Below are 19507 nucleotides of genomic sequence, written 5' to 3'. Positions count from 1 at the left end.
AGCCTAGCCGAGGACCTCCTCCGTTGTGGCCACCGTCACCAGTGGGCCGTACAGGCGCAGGATGTCCAGGGCTTTTGCGTGGCTTTCGTCGTCGACGCCTGCGCAGGCGTCGGATACCACCGTTACCGAGACGCCTGCGTCTGCTGCCGCCAGGGCTGTTGACAACACGCAGCAGTCCGTTGAGACGCCCGCCAGGACCAGGCCGGCTCCTCCTACTCGGGTGGCCATTCGGGGGGTCCACTTGCCGAATGTTGTTGCGTCCACAGTGGACGTCGGCTGGAAGTTGTCGATCACCTGGTACAGCGGGGCACTCGGGGGCTGTAGGGCGAACGGCCACTGCGCGTAGTACCGCTTCCACGCTCCTTCCGGCTGCGTAGGCGCGACGAACCGCGTGAACACGACGTTGGTGCCGAAGGCCGTCACCAGGCGTGCGATCTGCGGGACCACCTCGGCGAAGCGCGGGGTGAACCAGGGGCTTGTCCTGTCGGCGAACACGTTCTGCAGGTCGATGACCGCCAGGACCGACCTCACGCCGCCTCCTGTGCGCGGATCCAGCGGCGCGTCAGCAGCGTTGCCAGGAAGCCCAGTGCCAGCGCCAGCAGGACGCCGAGGTTCGCGTAGGCCCACGCTCCTTCCCGGCCGCCGAGGCCGAACGGTTCCAGCAGGTAGCCCTGCCACTTCAGCCAGTCCGCGGACGTGTTCGTCACCAGGCCCCAGCCGAGCGCCGTCGCCACCAGCACCAGTGCGATCGGCCCGACGCGGACGTCGCCGTAGCGGCCGGCCGGGTCGAAGAGGTCCGGCTCGGCGTAGTCGCGGCGTCGCAGCAGGACGTCCGCGAGCATCACGCCGCACCAGGCCGCGACCGGGACGCCCAGTGTCACCAGGAAGCCCTGGAACTGGCCGAGGAACTCGCCGCCGAAGAACACGATGTAGATCGTGCCGAGGATCATGATCACGCCGTCGACGAGCGCCGCCGCGGGGCGTGGGATGCGCAGCCCCGCCGAGAGCAGCGCCAGCCCGGACGAATAGATGTCCAGCACCGCGCCGCCCACCAGGCCGAGCACCGCGACGATCGCGAACGGCACCAGGAACCACAGCGGCAGCAACGTCGTCAGCGCGCCGATCGGGTCCGCCGCGATCGCCTTGTTCAGGTCCGGCGACGACCCCGCCAGCAGCAGCCCGAAGACCAGCAGCACCAGCGGCGCCACCGACGCGCCGAACGTCGTCCAGCCGACCACGCCGCGGCTCGACGACGACCGCGGCAGGTAGCGCGAGTAGTCCGCGGCCGCGTTGACCCAGCCGAGGCCGAAGCCGGTCATCAGGAACACCAGCGCGCCGACCCATTGCTGCGCCGAGCCGGACGGCAGCGCGCTGACCGCGTCCCAGTGCACGTCGCCGGCCACCAGGATCACGTACACCACGGTGAGCACCCCGGTGATCCAGGTGATCCACGTCTGCAGCTTCATGATCGCGTCGAAGCCCAGCACGCCGGCGGCGACGGTCAGCGCCGCCACCACGACGAGCGCGACCACCTTCGTCGGTGTCCCGCCGCCCCAGCCGAGTCGCTCGAACACGGTCGCCGTGGCCAGCGTCGCCAGCGCGGCGAGCACGGTCTCCCAGCCCACCGTCAGCAGCCACGAGATCGCCGACGGCAGCCGGTTGCCGCGCACGCCGAACGCCGCCCGCGACAGCAACATCGTCGGCGCCGACCCGCGCTTGCCGGCGATGGCGATGAACCCGCACAGCAGGAACGAGAACAGGATGCCGACGACACCGGCCACCAGCGCCTGCCCGAACGAGATCCCGAAGCCGAGGGTGAACGAGCCGTAGCTCAGCCCCAGCACCGACACGTTCGCGCCGAACCACGGCCAGAACAGCTGCCGCGGCCTTCCGCGCCGCTCGGCGTCGTCGATCACGTCGAGGCCGTTGGTTTCCACCTCGAGCCTGCGGGAACCGGTCATCGCGTGGCCTCCACCAGTTGGTCGATCTCCTCCCGGACCGGCGCGGTCGCCGGGCCGGGACGGGTCACCGAAAGGGCGGCCGCCGCGTTGGCGCGCACGGCAGCGTCGAGGAGAGTACTGCCGCGAAGCAGCTCCGCGGCCAACACGCCGCAGTGCGTGTCGCCCGCGCCGGTGGTGTCCACCGCGTCGACCGCGAACCCGGGGACGTCGGTGATCCGGCCGTGTTCGTGCACGCGGCAGCCCTTCGCGCCCTCGCGGACGACGGCGACCGGCGGCAGCGCGCCCAGCACCTCGGCTTCGCGGGCGTTGCAGCTCAGGATGTCTATTGTGGACATTAAGGCATGCAGGTCTCCAGGGTCGATGTCACCGATGAGCGGGCCAGGATCGAACAGGATCCTCGAGCCGGGAAGACGGGGCAGCCACTCGAGGAGGGCCCCGCGATTGAACTCGTGCAACCAACTGTATCCGCTCAGGTACACGACGTCGTCAGTCTTTGGGGTGATCCGGTCGAGCAGTTCGGCGCGCAGCCGTCCTTCGGCGCCGGTGCCGGTCGCGAAGGTGCGCTCGCCGGTCGTGTCGACGAGCACGACGACGATCCCAGTGTCCACTTCGGACACTGGTGCGTGTGCCAGTTCGACCCCTTCCGCCGCAAGGGCCGCGCGGGCGAGATCACCGAAGGCGCCGGTACCGTGACTGCCCGCGTAGAGCACGCGCCCCCCCGACCGCGCGGCGGCGGCCATCACGTTGAAACCGCCGCCGGGCACCAGGTTCGTCGAAGACGCCAGGACGTCGCCGCCGCGCGGGGGCAGGGCCGGCACCGCCATGACGAGGTCGACGACGACCTGTCCGGTGTGCACCAGCCGCCCGGTCATCGCCGGCGCAGCTTCAGGAGTTCGTCGACCAGCGGCCCGAATTCGAGCCGGTTGACGGCGAGCACGGTCTCGACGACGTCGGGCCGGAAGGCGCCGATGCCGTGCGCGGCACCGAGCATCGCCCCGCAGATCGCGGCCACCGTGTCGGTGTCGCCGCCGAGCCCGGCGGCCAGGCGCAGCGCCGCCGGCGGGTCGTCGCCCATGGCCTCGGCCAGCGCGAATGCGGCGACGACGGACTCCTGCGACGCGACCGACGTGCCGATCACCCGCGCGACCGCGTCGGCGACGGCGGCCGGGGCCATGCCGCGCACCCAGCCGCGCGCCCAGCGGATCCGCGCGGCGATCTCCCCGCCGGGCGCCCAGTGCCCGCGTTCCCCGCCCACGACGGCGGCGCGCTCGCCCGCGTCGAGCGCTTCGGCCAGGCTCGCGCCGTCGACGCCGGCGGAGACGACGGCGGCCACCGCGGCGGCCGACGCGATGCCGAGGCTGGTGTTGTGCGTGAGCCTCGCGGTCGCGACGACCGCGTCGACCAGCGTGTGCAGGTCCTCCGACGGCGTGGCGATGCCGACCGGCGCGACCCGCATGGCGGCGCCGTTGGTCGTTCCGGTGCGGCCGGCTTCGTCGGCCGGGACGCCGTCCTGGAGCCGGGACAGCGCCCGTTTGGTGGACGGCCCGAGCAGGTCCGCGGACCCGCGGCGGACCATGTCCGCCTCCCAGATGAGCAGGGCATCGGCGAAGACGTGCGGCTCGACGGTGCCGCGGCCGTCGATGAGCAGCCGGGCCAGCAGGAGGGCCTGCTCGGTGTCGTCGGTGACCGAGCCGGCGGGCATCGACGGCGCGACCGGCTGCTCGGCGACGGCGGTGAGCAGGCCGGTGACCGGCCCGTAGGTGGCGGCGATGGCGGCGCGGGACATCGACTGCGTCGGCATCCCGAGCGCGTCGCCGACGGCCAGCCCGGTGAACGCGCCGAGCGCCCGGTCCCGCGCGCTCACGGGTGCCCGAAGGTGAGGTGGAACTGGAACCGGTCCGGGTCCAGCAGGCTGACGACGCGCTCGACGAGCCGGCCTTCGGCGTCGACCGAGGTGCGCTCGGCGCGGAGGAAGAGCTCGCCGATGCTCCGGCCGAGCAGCCCGGCGGCGCAGGCGTCGAGGCGTTCGGTGCTGATCCACTGGTCGCCCCCGGCGGAGATCCGCCCGGCGGCCTCGAGGGTCTTGGTGAGGGAGCCGTCCCGCAGGCCGGTGCCGGGGAGGTCGGCGAGCGGCCCGACGGCGGGCACGGTGGCGGTTTCGAGCGAGATGCCGCGGTCGTGCTCCCGCCGCAGCCGCCGCACGGCGACGTAGGCCGTCTCGCCGAACTCTTCGGCCAGGGCAACGTCTTCGACGGTCTCGATGCCGAGCAGTTCGGTGGTGACCGGCGCGCCCGCGTCGGCGAGGGCGCGGGCCCAGCCGATCCGCTGGTCGAGCTGGACGCCGTCGAAGGTGACGAACGAGCCGACGCCGGCCTGGGTGGAGATGAGCTCGAGCTGCTGGAGCTCGGACAGCGCGCTGCGGACGGTGCCGCGGCTGACCTGGTACTGCACGGCGAGCTGGTGCTCGCCGGGGAGGCGGTCGCCGTGGGCGAGGCGCCCGGAGCGGATCAGGTCGGTGAGGTCGCCGACCAGCTGCTGCCGCTTGCTGTACATGTACACACCTGTACACCCGGCGTTGTCGCAGGTCAAGCGGCTACCAGGACCCGGGCGTCCGCGGCGATCAGCCGGCCCGCCTTTTCGGCGACCTTGCCGGAGACGACCATGACGATCGCGAAGGCGACGGCGAAGATGGTGGTGCTCAGCCAGACCATGGTCGACACCGGCAGCGTGAACGCGCCGACGACGCGGGCCGCGCTTTCCAGCGCGAAGCCGATGCCCCAGATCACGTTGCAGCGCCGCAGGATGGCGTCGAACCGCGCGGTACCGCTGAGCCGCTCCCACGCGGCTTCGCGCTCCGCGTTGCCGCGGGTGAGGAAGGGGCGCATGGTCTTGGTCATGATCGGCGCCGCGGTGAACGCGGAGGCGAGGATGACGAGGCCGGTGATGCCGCTGCCGAGCGAGTCCTTGGCGATCATCATCCGGGCGTCACCGGTGACGAAGGTGAGCAGCATGCCGACGACGTTCGTGGTCAGCACGACCAGCGCGAGGCCGTTGAGCGTGCGGTCCTTGGCGAACTGGAAGAGGGTCCGGGCCAGCGGGAAGACACCGGAGGCGGCGAGCGCGGCGAAGTCGCTCGCGCCGAGCGAGTGAAGGCCGTAGTAGACCGCCATCGGGACGGCGATTTCGATCGCGAGGGTCTTGAAGAGGGCGGTTCCGGGCTGGTTCGTCGTCATGCGTTGAGCTTGTCGCGGCGGGGGTCTCGGGAAGGATGCCGTCCGCCACGACTTGGGGCTGACAGATGTCACGGCCTCACATTCCGGGCCGCTGCGTCGTCGGGTGGGCATGACAACGTTCCTGCGCGTCACCATCGCGCTGCAGACCCTCGCCGCCTTCCTCTCGGCGGTCACCGCCGGGCTGCTGCTGACCACTCCGCACGGGCACGTTCTCCACAGCGCGTCGGCCTACACGGTGTGGGTCGTCGCCGTCGGGCACGTGGTCGTGGCCGGGCTCGTCTGGCGGCCCGGCGGGGGCTCGCCGCGGGCGGTTCTGCTCGCTGCAGGGTTCCTCGTGCTGGTGACGGCGCAGGTTTTTCTCGGGATCGCGCACGTCAAGGCCCTGCACGTGCCGCTCGGTGTGTTGCTGTTCGGGGTGAGCCTGGTGCAGCTCAGCCGCCCGAGTGCATGTCTTCCGCCTCGGGGACGCAGTCGTCGTCCGGGTCGTCGAGCCAGCCGTGTGGCAGCGTGACCTTGCCCGGTGAGCCCTGGCGGCCGCGGGGGCCGGTGGCGGCTTCGGGGAAGGGTGCGTCGTGGTCGAGCTGGGCGATCAGGTCGTCGAGCTGGTCCATCGACGACAACATCGCGAAGCCGCGGCGCAGCTCGGAACCGACCGGGAAGCCCATCAGGTACCAGGCCATGTGCTTGCGGATGTCGCGCATGGCCTTGTCGTGGCCGTCGTGCTCGATGAGCAGCTCGGTGTGGCGGCGGAGTACGGCCGCGACCTCACCCAGGTTCGGCGGGGTCGGCAGCGGGCGGCCCGCGAAGGCGGCCTCGAGCTCGCCGAACAGCCACGGCCTCCCGAGGCAGCCGCGGCCGACGACCACGCCGTCGCAGCCCGTCTCGGACACCATGCGCAGGGCGTCGGCGGCGCTGAAGATGTCGCCGTTGCCGAGCACGGGAATGCTGGTCACGGCCTCTTTCAAGGCAGTGATCCTGGTCCAGTCGGCCTGGCCGGAGTAGCGCTGCGCGGCCGTGCGGGCGTGCAGGCTGACGGCGGCGGCGCCCTCGGCTTCGGCGATGCGGCCGGCGTCGAGGTAGGTGTGGTGGTCGTCGTCGATGCCGATGCGGAACTTCACGGTGAACGGCGTGTCCCCGGCGGCCTTCACCGACTCGCGGACGATGGCTTCGAACAGCTTCCGCTTGAACGGCAGCGCCGCTCCGCCGCCCTTGCGCGTCACCTTCGCGACCGGACAGCCGAAGTTGGAGTCGACGTGGTCCGCGAGGCCCTCGCCGACGATGATCCGGACGGCTTCGGCCATGGTCTTCGGGTCGACGCCGTAGAGCTGCATGGACCTGGGCTTTTCGGTGGCCCCGAAGGTCATCATGTGCATGGTGCCGGGGTGCCGTTCGACGACGGCGCGGGCGGTGATCATCTCGCACACGTAGATGCCGGCGCCGTACTCGGCGCACAGCTGCCGGAAGGCGACGTTCGTGATCCCGGCCATGGGGGCGAGCACGACCGGGGGATCGACCCGGTAGGGGCCGATCTTGAGGGCGGGCTTGCTCAGGGTGGCGGTCACGTCCTCCATTGTCGCCTGTGGTGTCGGTCACGCCGATCCAGGGCGACGTTCCGGGTCGTCAGCGACGATTTCGACCGGTCGTCGTCGTCACAAACTATCCAGGAGCATGCCGGAGACCAGGGCGGTTGCGCGGGCTACGAGCCGGGCTTCGGCTGATGTCAGAGGTGTTGTTCGCGAGGGTGCGGACGGGCGGCCGTGTCCAGTGCCGACTTCGTTCCTCAGTTTGTTCACCGCGCATGCGAGCTGGTAGAGGCATTGCTGGACGGCCTTATGGGGGTCGCCGTCTAGCGTCTTGGCCGTATTCTGGTGCGCCGGCTCTAGGCCGAGTTGAAGGAAAGCCTGCGCCAGCGTGAACGGAAAGTTCCCATTTTGGGAGTACGCGCCAATTTTCTGTTCCAAAACGTGCCGCGCCGTCGCCTCGTCGAGGTCTTTGCCGTTGCCAATCTGAAGAGGCGCATCGTCCGGGCTGGCGTTGGCTCGGCGAACGTAAGACTGCAATGCGTCGGTCAGTTTGGTTCCTGAAAGGTTGTCTATGACAAGCGGCCGCAGAGCGCCAGTGTTGTCGAGACTGTATCCGAGACTTTCAAAGGAACGACGAAGCGCTTCAATTTTATCTAAGCCTGGACAGCTGGCGCTATCGGTGTCAAACTCGTTCTTTACGCGACAGAGAGCTACAAGGTGTTGCGCTAGCGCCAAACCGGACTGTGGAACATGGTCGGCGGCGTAGATGAATACTGCTCGCACGCGCTTGGCCTTGCCGATTGGGTCGGTCGAACTTCTGCGTGGGTCGCCTTCTGTGAGCCCGGCGCGTTCGAATGCTCGGTCCAGCTCGTCATGGGATGGGCTATCTAACCCTTGTTCGAAGAAGGGTGTAAGGGCTCCGCCTAGTTCGATCAACTCGATCATGGTCCTCGGCTTTCGGTCAGCTCAGGCGTAACCCACCAGTTTAGATTGTGGACGCAGTGTCGGTTGACCAGCCTTCGGCTCTGCTGTCAGAGCTCAGGTGATGAGGCTGCGGCTGGAAGTTCCGATCAGCTCGAAGACCGAGTTGCAGACTTAGAAGCATGCTCGCGGTGCTCACCGGGCGACCACTGGGCTTGCCTCCAGGGTCGACGGACTGGAAAGTCGGACGGAGGGGGAAGACAACAAAGTTGTCAATGTGCTGACATCCGGCAGCCGAAGTTGGAGTCGACGTGGTCGGCGAGCCCTTCGCCGACGATGATCCGGACGGCTTCGGCCATGGTCTTCGGGTCGACGCTGTGGAGCTGCACGGACCTGGGCTTTTCGGTCGCCCTGAAGGTCATCATCTGCATGGTGAGGGGGTGCCATTCAACGACGGCGCGGGCGGTGATCATCTCGCACACCTAGATGCCGGCGCCGTACTCGGCGCACAGCTGCCGAAGGCGACGTGTCGCCTGTGGTGTCGGTCACGCCGATCCAGGGGCTCGCGACCACCGCCGAACGGTGTAGCAAGTCGGCAGCGGACTGCGATATCCACCCCGTCTCTATCGATGAGGGGGCAGGGAGTGGTCCAGCGGCGTGCGCTCTCGGTTGGCGTCGGCTCGTTCGACCGGCACCACCCGCTCGACTACGCGCCCGGACTCTCCGAACAGCTCGAGCGGGAACTGGCCGAGCTCGGCTACGCGACGAACGGGCACCGGACGCGGACCCGGGTGAACGGCGACGACCTGGGCGCCATGGTCGCGCGGGCGCTGGCCGACGGTGACGACGACGACCTGTCGATCGTGCACCTGGTCACGCACGGGGAAAGCGTCGCGGGCGACGCCACGGTGTTCGCCATCGGCAGCGACGGCGCCCGGCACGGCGAAGCCAGCGTCGCGCACTGGCTGACCATGCGGCAGAGCGTGCCGGGGCCGACCACCCTGTTCCTGCTCGACCTTTGCGCGGCCGGCACCGCCGCCCGGCTGCCGTGGCAGACCCGGCTCGCCGACGCGCCGCGGGGCTGGGTCATCGCGGCGTGCGGGCCGCGGGAGCTGGCCTTCGGCGGCCGGTTCACCCAGGCCGTCATCAACGTGCTGCGCGGGCTCCGCGGCGGGGAACTCGACATCGATCCCGGCACCGAATTCGTGCCGTTGACGACCATCGCGCGGGCGATCCGGCAGGAGGTGAACCGGCTGGCCGTCGCGGCGAAAGCGATTCCGCAGCAGGTGACCGCCAGCCTCGTCGACCTCAGTTCCGACGAAGAGCCGCGGTTCTTCCGCAACCCGGAATACGACCCGGATCCGCGGCGGAGTTTCCGCGCGGAAGTGGACCCCGGTGTCATTCCCTTTTTCGACGACCTCGACGAAGGACTCGACGCACGCCACTTCGTCGAGCGCGCAACCGGTTTGGGCGGGTTGCGCGAAACCGGCGCGACGATCGCCTGTTTCTCCGGTCGTGACGAGGAACTCCGCCGGATCTCCCCGTGGCTGAGCGGCCACGGCGACGACCGGCCCCTCTGCGTCGTCACCGGCAGCCCCGGATCGGGCAAGTCGGCGCTGCTCGGCGTGCTGACCTGCGCGGCCAGCAGCCAGCTGCGTGACGTCACCCGGCACATCTGGCACCGGGTGGCCCAGGCGCCGGTGACGATCGACGGCCTCGCTGCCGTGCACGCCCGCCAGCGTGGTCTCGACGGCGTGGCCGGTTCGATCGCCCGCCAGCTCGGCTTCCCGGAGAGCCTCCCGGTCGGCGAGCTGATCACGGTGCTGCGCGACCGGTCGGCGGTGCTGGTGGTCGACGCCCTCGACGAAGCCGACGACCCGGTGCGCATCATGAACGAGCTGCTCCTCCCCCTCGTGCGGCCGGGCAAGCCCGCGCGGTTGCTGGTGGGGGTGCGCAACTACGAGGACTTCCGCCCGCTGTTCGAGCAGGCCACGCTGGTCGACCTCGACCAGGTCGAGCAGCACGTCCTCGAAAACGACCTGTTCACGTACGTGATCAACCTCCTCCGGGCCACGCCCCACTACCGCGCCAACGGCGGCGTGTCCGGTGAGTTCGCTTCGGCCGTCTCGGCCACCTTGGCCCAGCCGGGGCAGACGGGCCCATTCCTCGTCGCCGGGCTGTACACGCGGCATTTCGTGACCGGCAAGGCCGTCCGCAACGCGGCCGAGGCGGCCCAGCTGGGACGGCGGGTGCCCCGCGACCCGGCCGGCGTGCTCGACCTCGACCTGGCGCTGCACCAGGACGAACCCTGGTTGCGGCCGGTGCTCACCGCGATCGCGCACGCGCGGGGCGCCGGCCTGCCGATCTCCGTCCTGCGCCGCCTGGCCCCCGCGTTCGCGGATTCGGCGGCCCGGCCGAGCGTCGCCCAGGTCCGGGCCGCGCTCCGGCTCGCCAGTTTCTACCTGCGGCAGTCGCTCGACACCGACCACAGCAACCTCTACCGGCTGTTTCACCAGGGCCTGGCCGACGCCCTGGTGAAGGATCGCCCGTTCACCGCGACGGCCCTCGATGCGCTGCTTTCCTCGCTCGGCCCGGCGGAGAGCCGGGACTGGAACGCCGCCGAGCCCTACCTGTTCCGGCACGCCGCGGACCACGCCGCCGACGTCGGGCTGGCCGACGAGCTGACCGCCGATCCCGGGCTGTTCCTGCACCCGGCGTTCGTCGGCGAGCACGGTTTCGGCCCCGTGACGAGCGCGGCCGAACTGGCGCTGGCCGCCACCCGGCGGGGCATGCCTTCGCTCGCGGCGCGCGCGGCCGAGATCGCCGCGCTCACCTGGCGGCCGTGCTGGTCCATGGGGTCGTCCGGCGAAGGTGCCGCCGGGCCTCGCAAGGCCGCGGCCGCGGCGGTGTCGATTTCCGGTCACCGCGTGCTCGCGGCCGGACCGGACGGGCTGCACGAATGGCATTGGCCGACGGGCCGTGAACCCGTGTTTTCGAGAACGAACCCGGCCGTTGCCGGACACCTGGTGACGCTCCCCGCGGCGGACGGCACCTTCGCGGTCGCCAAGGCGGTGGGCGGGAAGAACGAAGTCGCGTTCGTCGGCGGCAGCCGGGTCACCGGGACTTCGCGTCTGGTGTCCCCAGCGATCGCGCTCAGCCGGGGCAACCCGTCCGGATACGTGTGCGTGACCGCAGGCGGGCTGGTGACGCAGATCGCCGACGACGGCACCGTGATCGGTCACCAGGACACCCGGCACCGGAGCACGTCGTGGGCGCTGGGGGCGAGACCGGCGGAGCCGGTCGCCGTTTCGGTGGATTCCGAGGATCAGCTGGTGCTCTTCGAACGCGGGGCGAGCTGGACGAACCTCTACCCGATTGCCGGGCGGGTGAGTTGCTTCGACATCAGCCAGGACGGTGACGTTCTCGTGGCCGGGACGGCCGGCGGGTGGACCGGGCTCGTCGATCGGCGGCGCTTCGCGAGCTGGAACTACGAGCGCAACTTCGCCCAGCCGGTGACGGCCGTCGGGGTCTCTGCCCATTCGGCGGTGCTCGCCGTGGGACTGGCCGACGGCCGCGTCGTCGTGATCTTCGCCCGCAGCAGGCAGGAGCTGGCTGCGGCGAAACCGGCCGACGTCGCCATCGTGCACGTCAAGGTGAGCCCCGAAGGGCGGTGCGTGGCGCTCGACGCGGGCGGGAACCTGCACTACGTGGGGCCCGAGGGCGCAGGCACGCTGGAAATCCCCAGCGAGCCGGCGCCGCCGCGAACGGCGGATCAGCGGCCGCCGGTCCTGGCCGTCGCCGGGGACAGCCGGGACGGCACCTTCGTCGCCACGGAGAACCGGGTTCTCCAGGTCGACCTGCCGACCGGCGATGTGGTGGCGGAGGTTGCCGTGGATGCGGTGCCGACCGAGCTGGTGCTGACCGAACTGGAACAAGAGCGGGTCCTCCTGGTCCGCACCGGCGACGGCGACTTCGTGTGGCGCCCGGGCTCCGGGCTGAGCCGGATCCTGGCGCCGGGCTGGGTGCTCGACCGGCTCCGGGACCGGACGGCCTCCGGGGACGTGCAGATCGGCGAAAGCATCGTCACGGTGGCGCGGAAGGGCGACTACGTCGTGGCGTCCGAGGCCGGGCGGCAAGAACGGGTCGTCGGTGTGCACGACGGGCTCGCCGTCGTCCGGTGCGCTCGCCTGGCCGGCCGCGCGGTGGCGGTCAGCGGCGGTGCGGACGGTGTCGTCCGGATCTGGGACATCGCCCGGGCCACCCTGCTGGACGCGCTTTCCGCCGGTGGTCCGGTCTGGCGGATCTTCGTCACCCCGCGGGCGGATCACCTGCTCGTCGCGGCCGGCGGTGAGCTGATCGCGTTCCGGAACGCCGCCGTGGCGGGAGGCTGAGTGAACCAGCTTCGTGTGCTGGCCATCGGCGTGGCCGACTTCGACGCCCACCCGCGGCTCGCCTACGCCCCCGACCTGGCGCTCACCCTGTCCGACGAGCTGAAACAGCTGGGTTACGTTCCACAGGCCGTGCCGGAGGCGACCCGCCTGACCAGCGAAGAAGTGGGCTCGCTCGTCAAACGGACCCTCGCCGACGGCGCCGCCGGGGACCTGACCGTCATCCACCTGAGCACGCACGGCCGCGGCACGGACGGCGACGCCACCGTCTTCGCGCTCGGCAGCGACGGGGTGGCGCACGCCGACAGCAGCATCGCCCACTGGCTGACGATGTGCGAAACCGCCGACGGCCCGACCACGCTGTTCCTGCTCGACCTCTGCGACGCCGGGATCGCCGCCCGGCTGCCCTGGCAGGGCCGGCTCGCGGCCACGCAGCGGAGCTGGGTCATCGCCGCTTGCGGCCCGCACGAACGGGCGTACCGCGGGCGCTTCAGCCAAGCCGTCGTCAACGTGCTGCGGGCACTGCGGACCGGGGAGCTCGACATCGGGCCCAGCGTGGAACACGTGCCGCTGCGGACCGTGGCCAGGGCGATCAGGCAGGAGGTCAACCGGCTTTCCCGGGCGGCGAACGCCATTCCGCAGACCGTGACCGCCAGCCTGGTCGACCTCAGCTCGGCGGCCGAACCGCCGTTCTTCCGCAATCCCGCCTACCTGCCCGATCAGCGGGTGCAGCTGCGGGCTTCGGTCGACGAAGGCGTCCTGCCCTTCCTCGACGACCTCAAGGAAGGCCTGGACGCCCGGCACTTCGTCGAGCGGGCCAGCGGCCTCGGCGGGCTGCTGGAAATGGGCGCTTCGATCGGCTGCTTCTCCGGCCGGGCGCGGGAGCTCCGCCGGATCTCGCCGTGGCTCAGCGGGCACGGCGACGCGGCACCGCTGTACGTCGTCACCGGCAGTCCCGGCTCCGGCAAGTCGGCGCTGCTGGGCATCCTGGTCTGCGCGGCGAGCACCACCCTGCGGTCGGCGACGCAGCACATCTGGAACCAGGTCGCCCAGGCGCCGGTGACCATCGACGGGCTCGTGGCGGTGCACGCGCGGCAGCGCGGGGTCGAGGGGATCGCCGCGTCGGTCATCCGCCAGCTGGGGTTGCCGGAGAGCCTGCCGGTCGCCGACCTCGTCACGGCCCTGCGGTCCCGGTCCGCCGTCCTGGTCGTCGACGCGCTGGACGAGGCGAACGACCCGGCCCGGATCATGAACGAGCTGCTGCTGCCGCTCGTGGAACCGGGGAACCCGGTCCGGCTGCTGGTCGGGGTGCGCAACTACGCCGATTTCGAGCCGCTGTTCGCGCGTGCCACCACCGTCGACCTCGACCGGGTCGAGCCGCAGGTGCTGGAGAACGACCTCTTCGACTACGTGCAGGGGTTGCTGCGCGCGACCCCGACCTATCGGGGCAGGCACAGCGTTTCCGCCGAGTTCGCGGGCGCGGTGTCGGCCGCGCTGGCGGTGCCCGGGCAGTCGGGACCGTTCCTGGTCGCCGGGCTCTACACCCGCTACTTCGTCACCAGGGCCGAAACCGACGACACGGCCGCGGCGGCCGAAATCGGCGGCGACGTGCCCCGCGACCTCGCCGGGGTGCTCGAGCTCGACCTCGCACTCCACCGCGACAACCCGTGGCTGCGTCCGGTGCTGACCGTGCTCGCGCACGCCAGGGGCGCCGGGGTGCCCGTTTCGGTCCTGCGGCGGCTGGCCCCGGTGTTCGGCGGCCCGGCCGGTGCGCCGGGAGCGGCGGAAATCCGGGAGGCGTTGCACGCAGGCAGTTTCTACATCCGGCAGTCCGTCGATTCGGACCACAGCAACCTTTACCGCCTGTTCCACCAGGGGCTGGCGGACACGCTCGGGGCGGCCGAGCCGTTCGGCGAACGCGCGCTCGACGCCCTGCTCTCCTCCCTCGGCCCGGCCGACGCGCGCGACTGGGACGCGGCCGAGCCGTACCTGTTCAGGCACCTGCTCGAGCACGCCGGGGACGGTGCCGCGGTCGCGGAACTGCTGTCCGACCCGGGGCTCCTCCTCAGCGAGCGGTTCACCGGGGGCGGCCCGTTCGGCGCCATCGGCGGGCCGGCCGAGCTGGCCATGGCCGCGGCTCGGGCCGGGATGCCGGTGCTGGCGTTGCGCGCGGCCAAGCTCGCGGGGTTGCGGTGGCGGCCGAGGTGGGTCACCGGTGCGATGCAGCAACCGGCCACCGTTTCCGGGCCGCTGGTGGCCGGACTGACGTCCGTCGCGATCTCGGCTGACGGACGCCGGATCGCCGGTATCGGCGCGGAGGGATTGCACGAATGGCAATGGGCGACCGAGTTCGCGCCGGATTTTGTTTCGCGGGAAAAGCTGGTAGCCGGAAGAGTTGTCGCCAGGCCTACAGGCGAAGGGGAAGTTGGGATCATATCCGAACGTGGTCTCGTGGTTTACGAGGGTGCGGGGAGAACGTTCTTGTTGGCCATCGGGGTTATCTCCCAGGCGGTCCGTGAGCCGTCGGGAAGCTACTTGTGCGTTGGTCCCAGCACGATCTTCAGGGCCCACCGTTCCGGTAGGACTGAAGTCCTTTGCCGACTGGCTCCCGAAAGCGGTTCGGTTCGCCTGGGTGCGTCAGAAGATTCGATCACTGCGCTCGCTACCCGGTCCGGTGTCGGCAGAGTCATCGATGTCTTGAGGAGCGCCACCAACGAATTCACCATTGATGATTCGATTTCGTGTATCGTTTTGTCCGATTGTGGTCGTTACCTGATGACCGGAACTGCGAACGGTGAAGTCGCGGTCAACGAGGTGAAGAACATCGACGACTGGGCCCCCGTAAAGGCGGTCGACACCAAGCTGTCCGCGGTGGCCTTTTTGCCGGATGCGTCCGGCGGGGCCGCCGGTACGGTCGACGGCCGGATCATCGCGTGGCGGGACAGCAAGGTGATTATCCGGTGTGCGCCGTCGAAGGCAGCCATTGTCGCGATTTCGCTGAGCGACGGGATGCGAGGCGTGGCACTGGACAAGACCGGAGTTGCCTACCACTTCTCCGAAAGGTCGCCGCTCGCCCCGCCGATCGACGATGCCCCGGGAGAGGTGCCCGTCACCAGTGTGGAGGTCGATCGCGACGACGATATTTTCGTTTCCTATTCGGACGGTCATATATCCTTGATGGCGGACGGCGTGGAAAGCGTACTGCGGTACTTCCGGGCGCCGGTCGACGAGCTGAGGTACACCGAAGTCGCGGGCCAGGGCGTGGTGGTGGCCCGAGTCGGCCGCGAAGGGCACTTTCTAGCCATCGGCCACGATCCAGTCCCGATCTCCCGGCTCGATTTCGTCGATTGGTGGCAGCCGCGGGACGCGGAGGAAGACCGGATCCTGGTGGGCGGCAGGCTCGTCACGGTGATCGGCCGCGCCAACGAGCTGCTCACCCTCGGCCAAGACGATACGCAGACCGAGATCCTGGGGCGGCACGAAGGGCTCACCGCGCTGCGGTGCGTTTACTGCTGGGGTACGGCCGTGGTGGTCAGCGGGGGCCAGGACGGCGTGGTGCGGTTCTGGAACTTGGCGAGCCGCCTCCTCCTGGAGACGGCGTTCGTCGGCTCCCCGGTCCGGCGGATCCTCCTGCACGAGGACGGAAAACGGATCCTGGTGCTGACGATGGGCGAGCTGATCTGCTTCGAAGGCGCCGGCTGACGGCCGCGCTCATCGCGGGCGCAGGTGCTCGCCGACGACGGAACGCACCACCCGCGTCGCCAGGTACCTCGTTGCGGCATGGGTGAAGCCCATCCCGGCCGGTGCGGAGAAGTCTTCGACGTCCGAAAAGCAGCCCTGCAGCTCAGGTGGGATCGCGACCAGGTCGGCCGGGTCGGCGACGTTCACCCAGCGCCCGACGCCCGGCGGGCGGCCGCCCTTCCCGTCGACCGGGGCCGGCTGCAGCAGCGGGTGGATGCGGTCGGGCAGGCCGAGCGGCGAGCCGATCGTCACCAGCAGTTCCACCTGCAGCGCCGGATAACTCCACAGCGTCTCGTACGTCACCACCGAGCCCAGGGAATGGGCGACGACGACCCGCGGCCGGTGCAGGCTGATCGCCGTCGCCACCTCGGTGCGCACGGCCTGCCGTCGAGCCGGGGCGAGCGGGTCGAAGTAGCACACCACCTCGCCGAGGAACGCCGCCAGAAACCGGTCGACGACGTCCCGGTCGAGCCCGTAGCGCTGGACCCACCAGGCCGCCAGCTGCCGGATCGGCGCCAGCGCGCGGCCGTGGTCCGGTTCACCGGCGAGGGCGATCGCCTGCATCCAGCACGCCAGCAGCTCCGCGGGCGCCCCGGCGAACGCCTTGTCGAGGAGCTCGAGATCGTCGTCGCCGTGGTGGTCGAGGGACAGGTGGTGGGCGTAGTACGCCACCTCGAGGGACGTGACGCCCAGCGCGTCCGACCAGTCACGTTTCAGCGTCGCGGCCCGGTCGGCGGGCAGCACCGATCGCCAGTTGCCGACGCCGTGCACCCCGAGAACTTCGGCACCCATCCCGGCGGATCCCTCCTGCGGCGGTCGGCGGTACCGCTGGGAGTCGCCCGCCCGATCGGCGTCGTTACGCCTAGGCTCGCCGCATGACCGACACGCCCCTTCGCTGGGGGATCATGGGAACCGGCGGGATCGCCGGGGCCTTCGCCCAGGACCTGAAGCTCACCGGTTCCGGTGTCGTCGCCGCGGTCGGGTCGCGGGCGGCCGGGAGCGCCGCGCGGTTCGGCGACGAGCACGGCGTCCCCGTCCGGCACAGCAGCTACGAGGCCCTCGCGAACGATCCCGGCGTCGACGTCGTCTACGTCGCCACCCCGCATCCGATGCACCACGGGAACGCGCGGCTCGCGCTCGAGGCCGGTAAACCCGTGCTCGTCGAGAAGCCGTTCACGATGGACGCCGGTGAAGCCCGGGACCTCGTCGAGCTCGCGCGTAGCAGGAACCTCTTCCTCATGGAAGCGATGTGGACGCGCTTCCTGCCGCACATCCGGCACGTCCGCGAACTCCTGCCGCAGCTCGGGGCCGTCGTCACCGTCGCCGCCGACCACGGGCAGTGGTTCGCCGAAGACCCGGCCTTCCGGTTGTTCGCGCCGGAACTCGGTGGGGGCGCGCGGCTCGACCTGGGGATCTATCCCGTGTCCTTCGCTTCGATGGTGCTCGGGGCGCCCGAGCGCGTTGCCGCCATGGCCAGCCCCGCCTTCACCGGTGTCGACGCGCAGACGTCGATGCTCTTCGGCTACGCCAGTGGTGCGCAGGCCGTGCTCACCTGCACGTTGAGCGCCGTTTCGCCGACCACCGCGTCGATCGTCGGCACCGACGGCCGCATCGAGATCGACGGGCCCTTCTACGCCCCGGCCTCCTTCACCTTCATCCCGCGCGAAGGCGAACGGCGTCGCTTCGAGTACGTCGACGAGGGGCGTGGCCTGCGGCACCAGGCCGACGAGGTGGCGCTCCGGCTGGCCGCCGGGGAGACCGAGAGCCCGCTCATGCCGTTGGCCGAAACCGTCTCGATCATGACCACCATGGACCAGGTGCTGGCCGCGACCAGGACGTGACCGCGGATTGAGTAGTGCTACGGATCCGCAGGTCGGCGCGGTGCGTGACGCTGTCCGGTATGACCACCGAAGCAGCTGTGCTCCTCCGGCTCGCCGTCGAGATCGACGACCTGGGGCGTCGTCTCGCCCTGGTGGGTTCCGAACTGCGGACCGTCCGGTCCGAGCAGGCCGCCGAGCCGGAGCAGGCACCGCAGCCCGAGCCGCAGCCCCACCCGCAACCGCCTCCCGGGCCGGTCCGGCCTGAGCCGGTCCCGTGGCCGCAGTACCAGTGGCAACCGCCGCCGCCTCCGCCGCCGCAGTACTTCCCGCCGCCGCCGTACCCGCCCCACCAGCCCGTTCCGCGCCCGACGCTGGGCGAGAAGCTCGGCCGGGAAGGCGCCGGGAGCCGCGTGCTCGCCTGGGTCGGCGGGGCCGTCACCCTGCTCGGTGTCGTCCTGCTGCTCGTGCTCGCCGTGCAGCGGGGCTGGCTCGGGCCGCTGCCGCGGGTGCTCGTCGGGGCCGCGTTCGGGCTGGCGCTGACCGGCACCGGGGTGTGGCTGCACCGCAAGCCCGCCGGCCGCACCGGTGCCTTCGCGCTCGCCGCCACCGGCATCGCCACGCTCTACCTGGACGCCGTCGCCGCGACCACGCTGTACGGGTTCCTGCCGGTGCTCGCCGGGCTCGCCGCCGGGCTGGTGGTCGCCGTCGGCGGCCTGCTCGTCGCCGTGCGCTGGGAGTCGCCGCTGCTGGCTTCCGCCGTCGTCGTCGGGTGTGTCGTGTGCGCGCCGATGATCGTTCGCGGGTTCACCCCCGAGCTGGTCACCTTCCTGCTGATGGTGCAGCTCGCGACGGCGCCGGTGCAGCTGCGCCGCGACTGGTCGTCGCTGACGCTCGCGGCCGGCGTCCCGCCGCTGCTCGCTTCCGTGATCAGCACCGCCGTGCTGGGCGGGGGCGGCAGCTGGGCCAACACCGCCGCGGCCGCCGGGGCCGGGGTCGCCGGCGTGGCGCTCGCCCTGATCGTGCTGCGCCGCCGCGAGAACGACCCCGGGGCGCTGTCCGTGCTGGCGACCGCCGTGCTGCCGACGTTCATCGCGGCCGTGCTGCTGCCGAAGGCCCAGGCCGTGCCGATCACGGCCGGCGCGGGCGTCGTGCTGCTCGCCGTCTGGGCGGCGCGCCGCTGGTGGCCCGGGTTCGCCGGGCAGGTGGCCGGGCTGGCCGGCCTGCTGGCGGTCCTGCAGGCGACGGTCACGCAGTTCGACGGATCGGCGCGAGCCGGGGTCCTGCTCGGGGAGGCGCTGCTGCTGGTCGTGGCCGCGGTGGGCGGCCGCAACCGGGGTGCGCTCGCCGCCGCGCTCGGCTTCGCGGCGATCGGCGGCCTGATCGGGGTGGTCTTCGACGTCACGCCCGCGCTGCTGATCGTGCCGCGCAGCCGCTCGGCCGCCGAGCTGGCCGGGGCCCTCGCGGTCGCCGCGCTGATCCTGGCCGTGTCGGTCGCGCTGCCGTGGGCCGCGGCCCGGCTGGCGGTGTTCCGCGGGCCGGCCGACGACCTGCCGATCTGGCTCCTCGCCGGGGTTTCGGCGCTCTACGGCGCCGCCGGGGTCGTGCTGTGCGGCGCGCTGCTGGCGGTTCCCGGCCGGACCGGGTTCCTGCTGGGCCACGCGCTGATCACGGTGTCGTGGACGGTCGCGGCGCTCGTGCTGCTGCTGCGCGGGATCGACGTCGTCGCGCTCCGCGTGACCGGGCTGATCCTGGTCGGGGCCGCGGTGCTCAAGCTGGTGCTGTTCGACCTGTCGGCGCTGGACGGGCTGGCCAGGGTGGGCGCGTTCCTCGGCGCCGGCCTGGTGCTGCTGGCGGCCGGGACGCGGTACGCGCGACGGGTCGCGTCACGTTAAGTGCGGGAAGAAATTGTCGGTGCCCCGT

The 19507-nt window shown here is 71.1% G+C and carries 14 protein-coding genes and 1 pseudogene; 5 read left to right on the top strand and 10 right to left on the bottom strand.

What is annotated here, in order from left to right:
- Nucleotides 1–3: 3 nt before the first annotated feature.
- From OO60_RS18180 to OO60_RS18155, 6 genes are read right to left on the bottom strand one after another with little or no spacing between them, the layout of a single operon-like run.
- Nucleotides 4–531: a cysteine hydrolase family protein gene (locus tag OO60_RS18180; RefSeq protein ID WP_003060123.1), complete on the bottom strand. Its 528-nt coding sequence runs from the start codon at nt 529–531 to the stop codon at nt 4–6.
- Nucleotides 528–1961: a purine-cytosine permease family protein gene (locus tag OO60_RS18175; protein WP_003060126.1), complete on the bottom strand. Its 1434-nt coding sequence runs from the start codon at nt 1959–1961 to the stop codon at nt 528–530. Before OO60_RS18175 ends, OO60_RS18180 begins: the two co-directional genes overlap by 4 nt.
- The gene (locus tag OO60_RS18170; protein ID WP_003060128.1) at nt 1958–2833 is read right to left on the bottom strand and encodes a PfkB family carbohydrate kinase; all 876 of its coding nucleotides are present in this window, start codon (nt 2831–2833) and stop codon (nt 1958–1960) included. The genes OO60_RS18175 and OO60_RS18170 overlap by 4 nt, the downstream gene beginning before the upstream one ends.
- A complete protein-coding gene (locus OO60_RS18165; protein ID WP_033261701.1) occupies nt 2830–3825 on the bottom strand; it encodes an ADP-ribosylglycohydrolase family protein in 996 nt (331 codons plus the stop codon). Before OO60_RS18165 ends, OO60_RS18170 begins: the two co-directional genes overlap by 4 nt.
- Entirely contained in the window at nt 3822–4514 is a 693-nt protein-coding gene (locus OO60_RS18160; protein WP_033261700.1) for a GntR family transcriptional regulator, read from the bottom strand. Before OO60_RS18160 ends, OO60_RS18165 begins: the two co-directional genes overlap by 4 nt.
- Nucleotides 4515–4546: 32 nt before the next feature.
- Nucleotides 4547–5194, bottom strand: a complete 648-nt coding sequence (locus tag OO60_RS18155; protein ID WP_003078614.1) for a VC0807 family protein — start codon at nt 5192–5194, stop codon at nt 4547–4549.
- 109 nt (nt 5195–5303) lie between these two features.
- Between OO60_RS18155 and OO60_RS45880 the strand changes: the two genes are divergently transcribed.
- Nucleotides 5304–5705: a hypothetical protein gene (locus tag OO60_RS45880; RefSeq protein ID WP_240490674.1), complete on the top strand. Its 402-nt coding sequence runs from the start codon at nt 5304–5306 to the stop codon at nt 5703–5705.
- On the opposite strand, the gene dusB is transcribed toward OO60_RS45880, so the two are convergent.
- The 3 genes and pseudogenes from dusB to OO60_RS18145 form a co-directional block, all read right to left on the bottom strand.
- Nucleotides 5626–6765 (bottom strand): tRNA dihydrouridine synthase DusB, encoded by a 1140-nt coding sequence (dusB, locus tag OO60_RS18150; RefSeq protein WP_003078608.1) that lies wholly within the window; start codon nt 6763–6765, stop codon nt 5626–5628. The two genes, OO60_RS45880 and dusB, sit on opposite strands and share 80 nt — an antisense overlap.
- Nucleotides 6766–6843: 78 nt before the next feature.
- Nucleotides 6844–7662 carry an abortive infection family protein gene (locus OO60_RS45875; RefSeq protein ID WP_205624144.1) on the bottom strand — a complete coding sequence of 273 codons (819 nt, stop codon included), beginning with the start codon at nt 7660–7662 and terminating at the stop codon, nt 6844–6846.
- 266 nt (nt 7663–7928) lie between these two features.
- Nucleotides 7929–8156, bottom strand: a pseudogene (locus OO60_RS18145) (tRNA-dihydrouridine synthase); the annotation flags it as partial.
- 126 nt (nt 8157–8282) lie between these two features.
- Between OO60_RS18145 and OO60_RS18140 the strand changes: the two are divergent.
- A complete protein-coding gene (locus OO60_RS18140) occupies nt 8283–12029 on the top strand; it encodes an ATP-binding protein (protein ID WP_003078600.1) in 3747 nt (1248 codons plus the stop codon).
- Nucleotides 12030–15728, top strand: coding sequence for a caspase family protein (locus tag OO60_RS18135; RefSeq protein WP_033261698.1), 3699 nt, complete (start codon nt 12030–12032; stop codon nt 15726–15728). It begins immediately after the preceding gene.
- A gap of 9 nt (nt 15729–15737) precedes the next feature.
- On the opposite strand, the gene OO60_RS18130 is transcribed toward OO60_RS18135, so the two are convergent.
- The gene (locus OO60_RS18130) at nt 15738–16559 is read right to left on the bottom strand and encodes a hypothetical protein (RefSeq protein ID WP_003078593.1); all 822 of its coding nucleotides are present in this window, start codon (nt 16557–16559) and stop codon (nt 15738–15740) included.
- Between the two features lie 83 nt (nt 16560–16642).
- Between OO60_RS18130 and OO60_RS18125 the strand changes: the two genes are divergently transcribed.
- On the top strand, nt 16643–17608 hold the full coding sequence (locus OO60_RS18125; protein ID WP_081655815.1) for a Gfo/Idh/MocA family protein: 966 nt from the start codon (nt 16643–16645) through the stop codon (nt 17606–17608).
- Between the two features lie 44 nt (nt 17609–17652).
- Nucleotides 17653–19479: a DUF2339 domain-containing protein gene (locus OO60_RS18120; protein WP_033261697.1), complete on the top strand. Its 1827-nt coding sequence runs from the start codon at nt 17653–17655 to the stop codon at nt 19477–19479.
- Nucleotides 19480–19507: the final 28 nt, after the last annotated feature.

Origin of the sequence: Amycolatopsis vancoresmycina (assembly GCF_000716785.1) — a bacterium.
GTDB classification, from domain to species: Bacteria; Actinomycetota; Actinomycetes; order Mycobacteriales; family Pseudonocardiaceae; genus Amycolatopsis; species Amycolatopsis vancoresmycina.
This window is presented reverse-complemented; position numbering and strand designations above follow the sequence as displayed.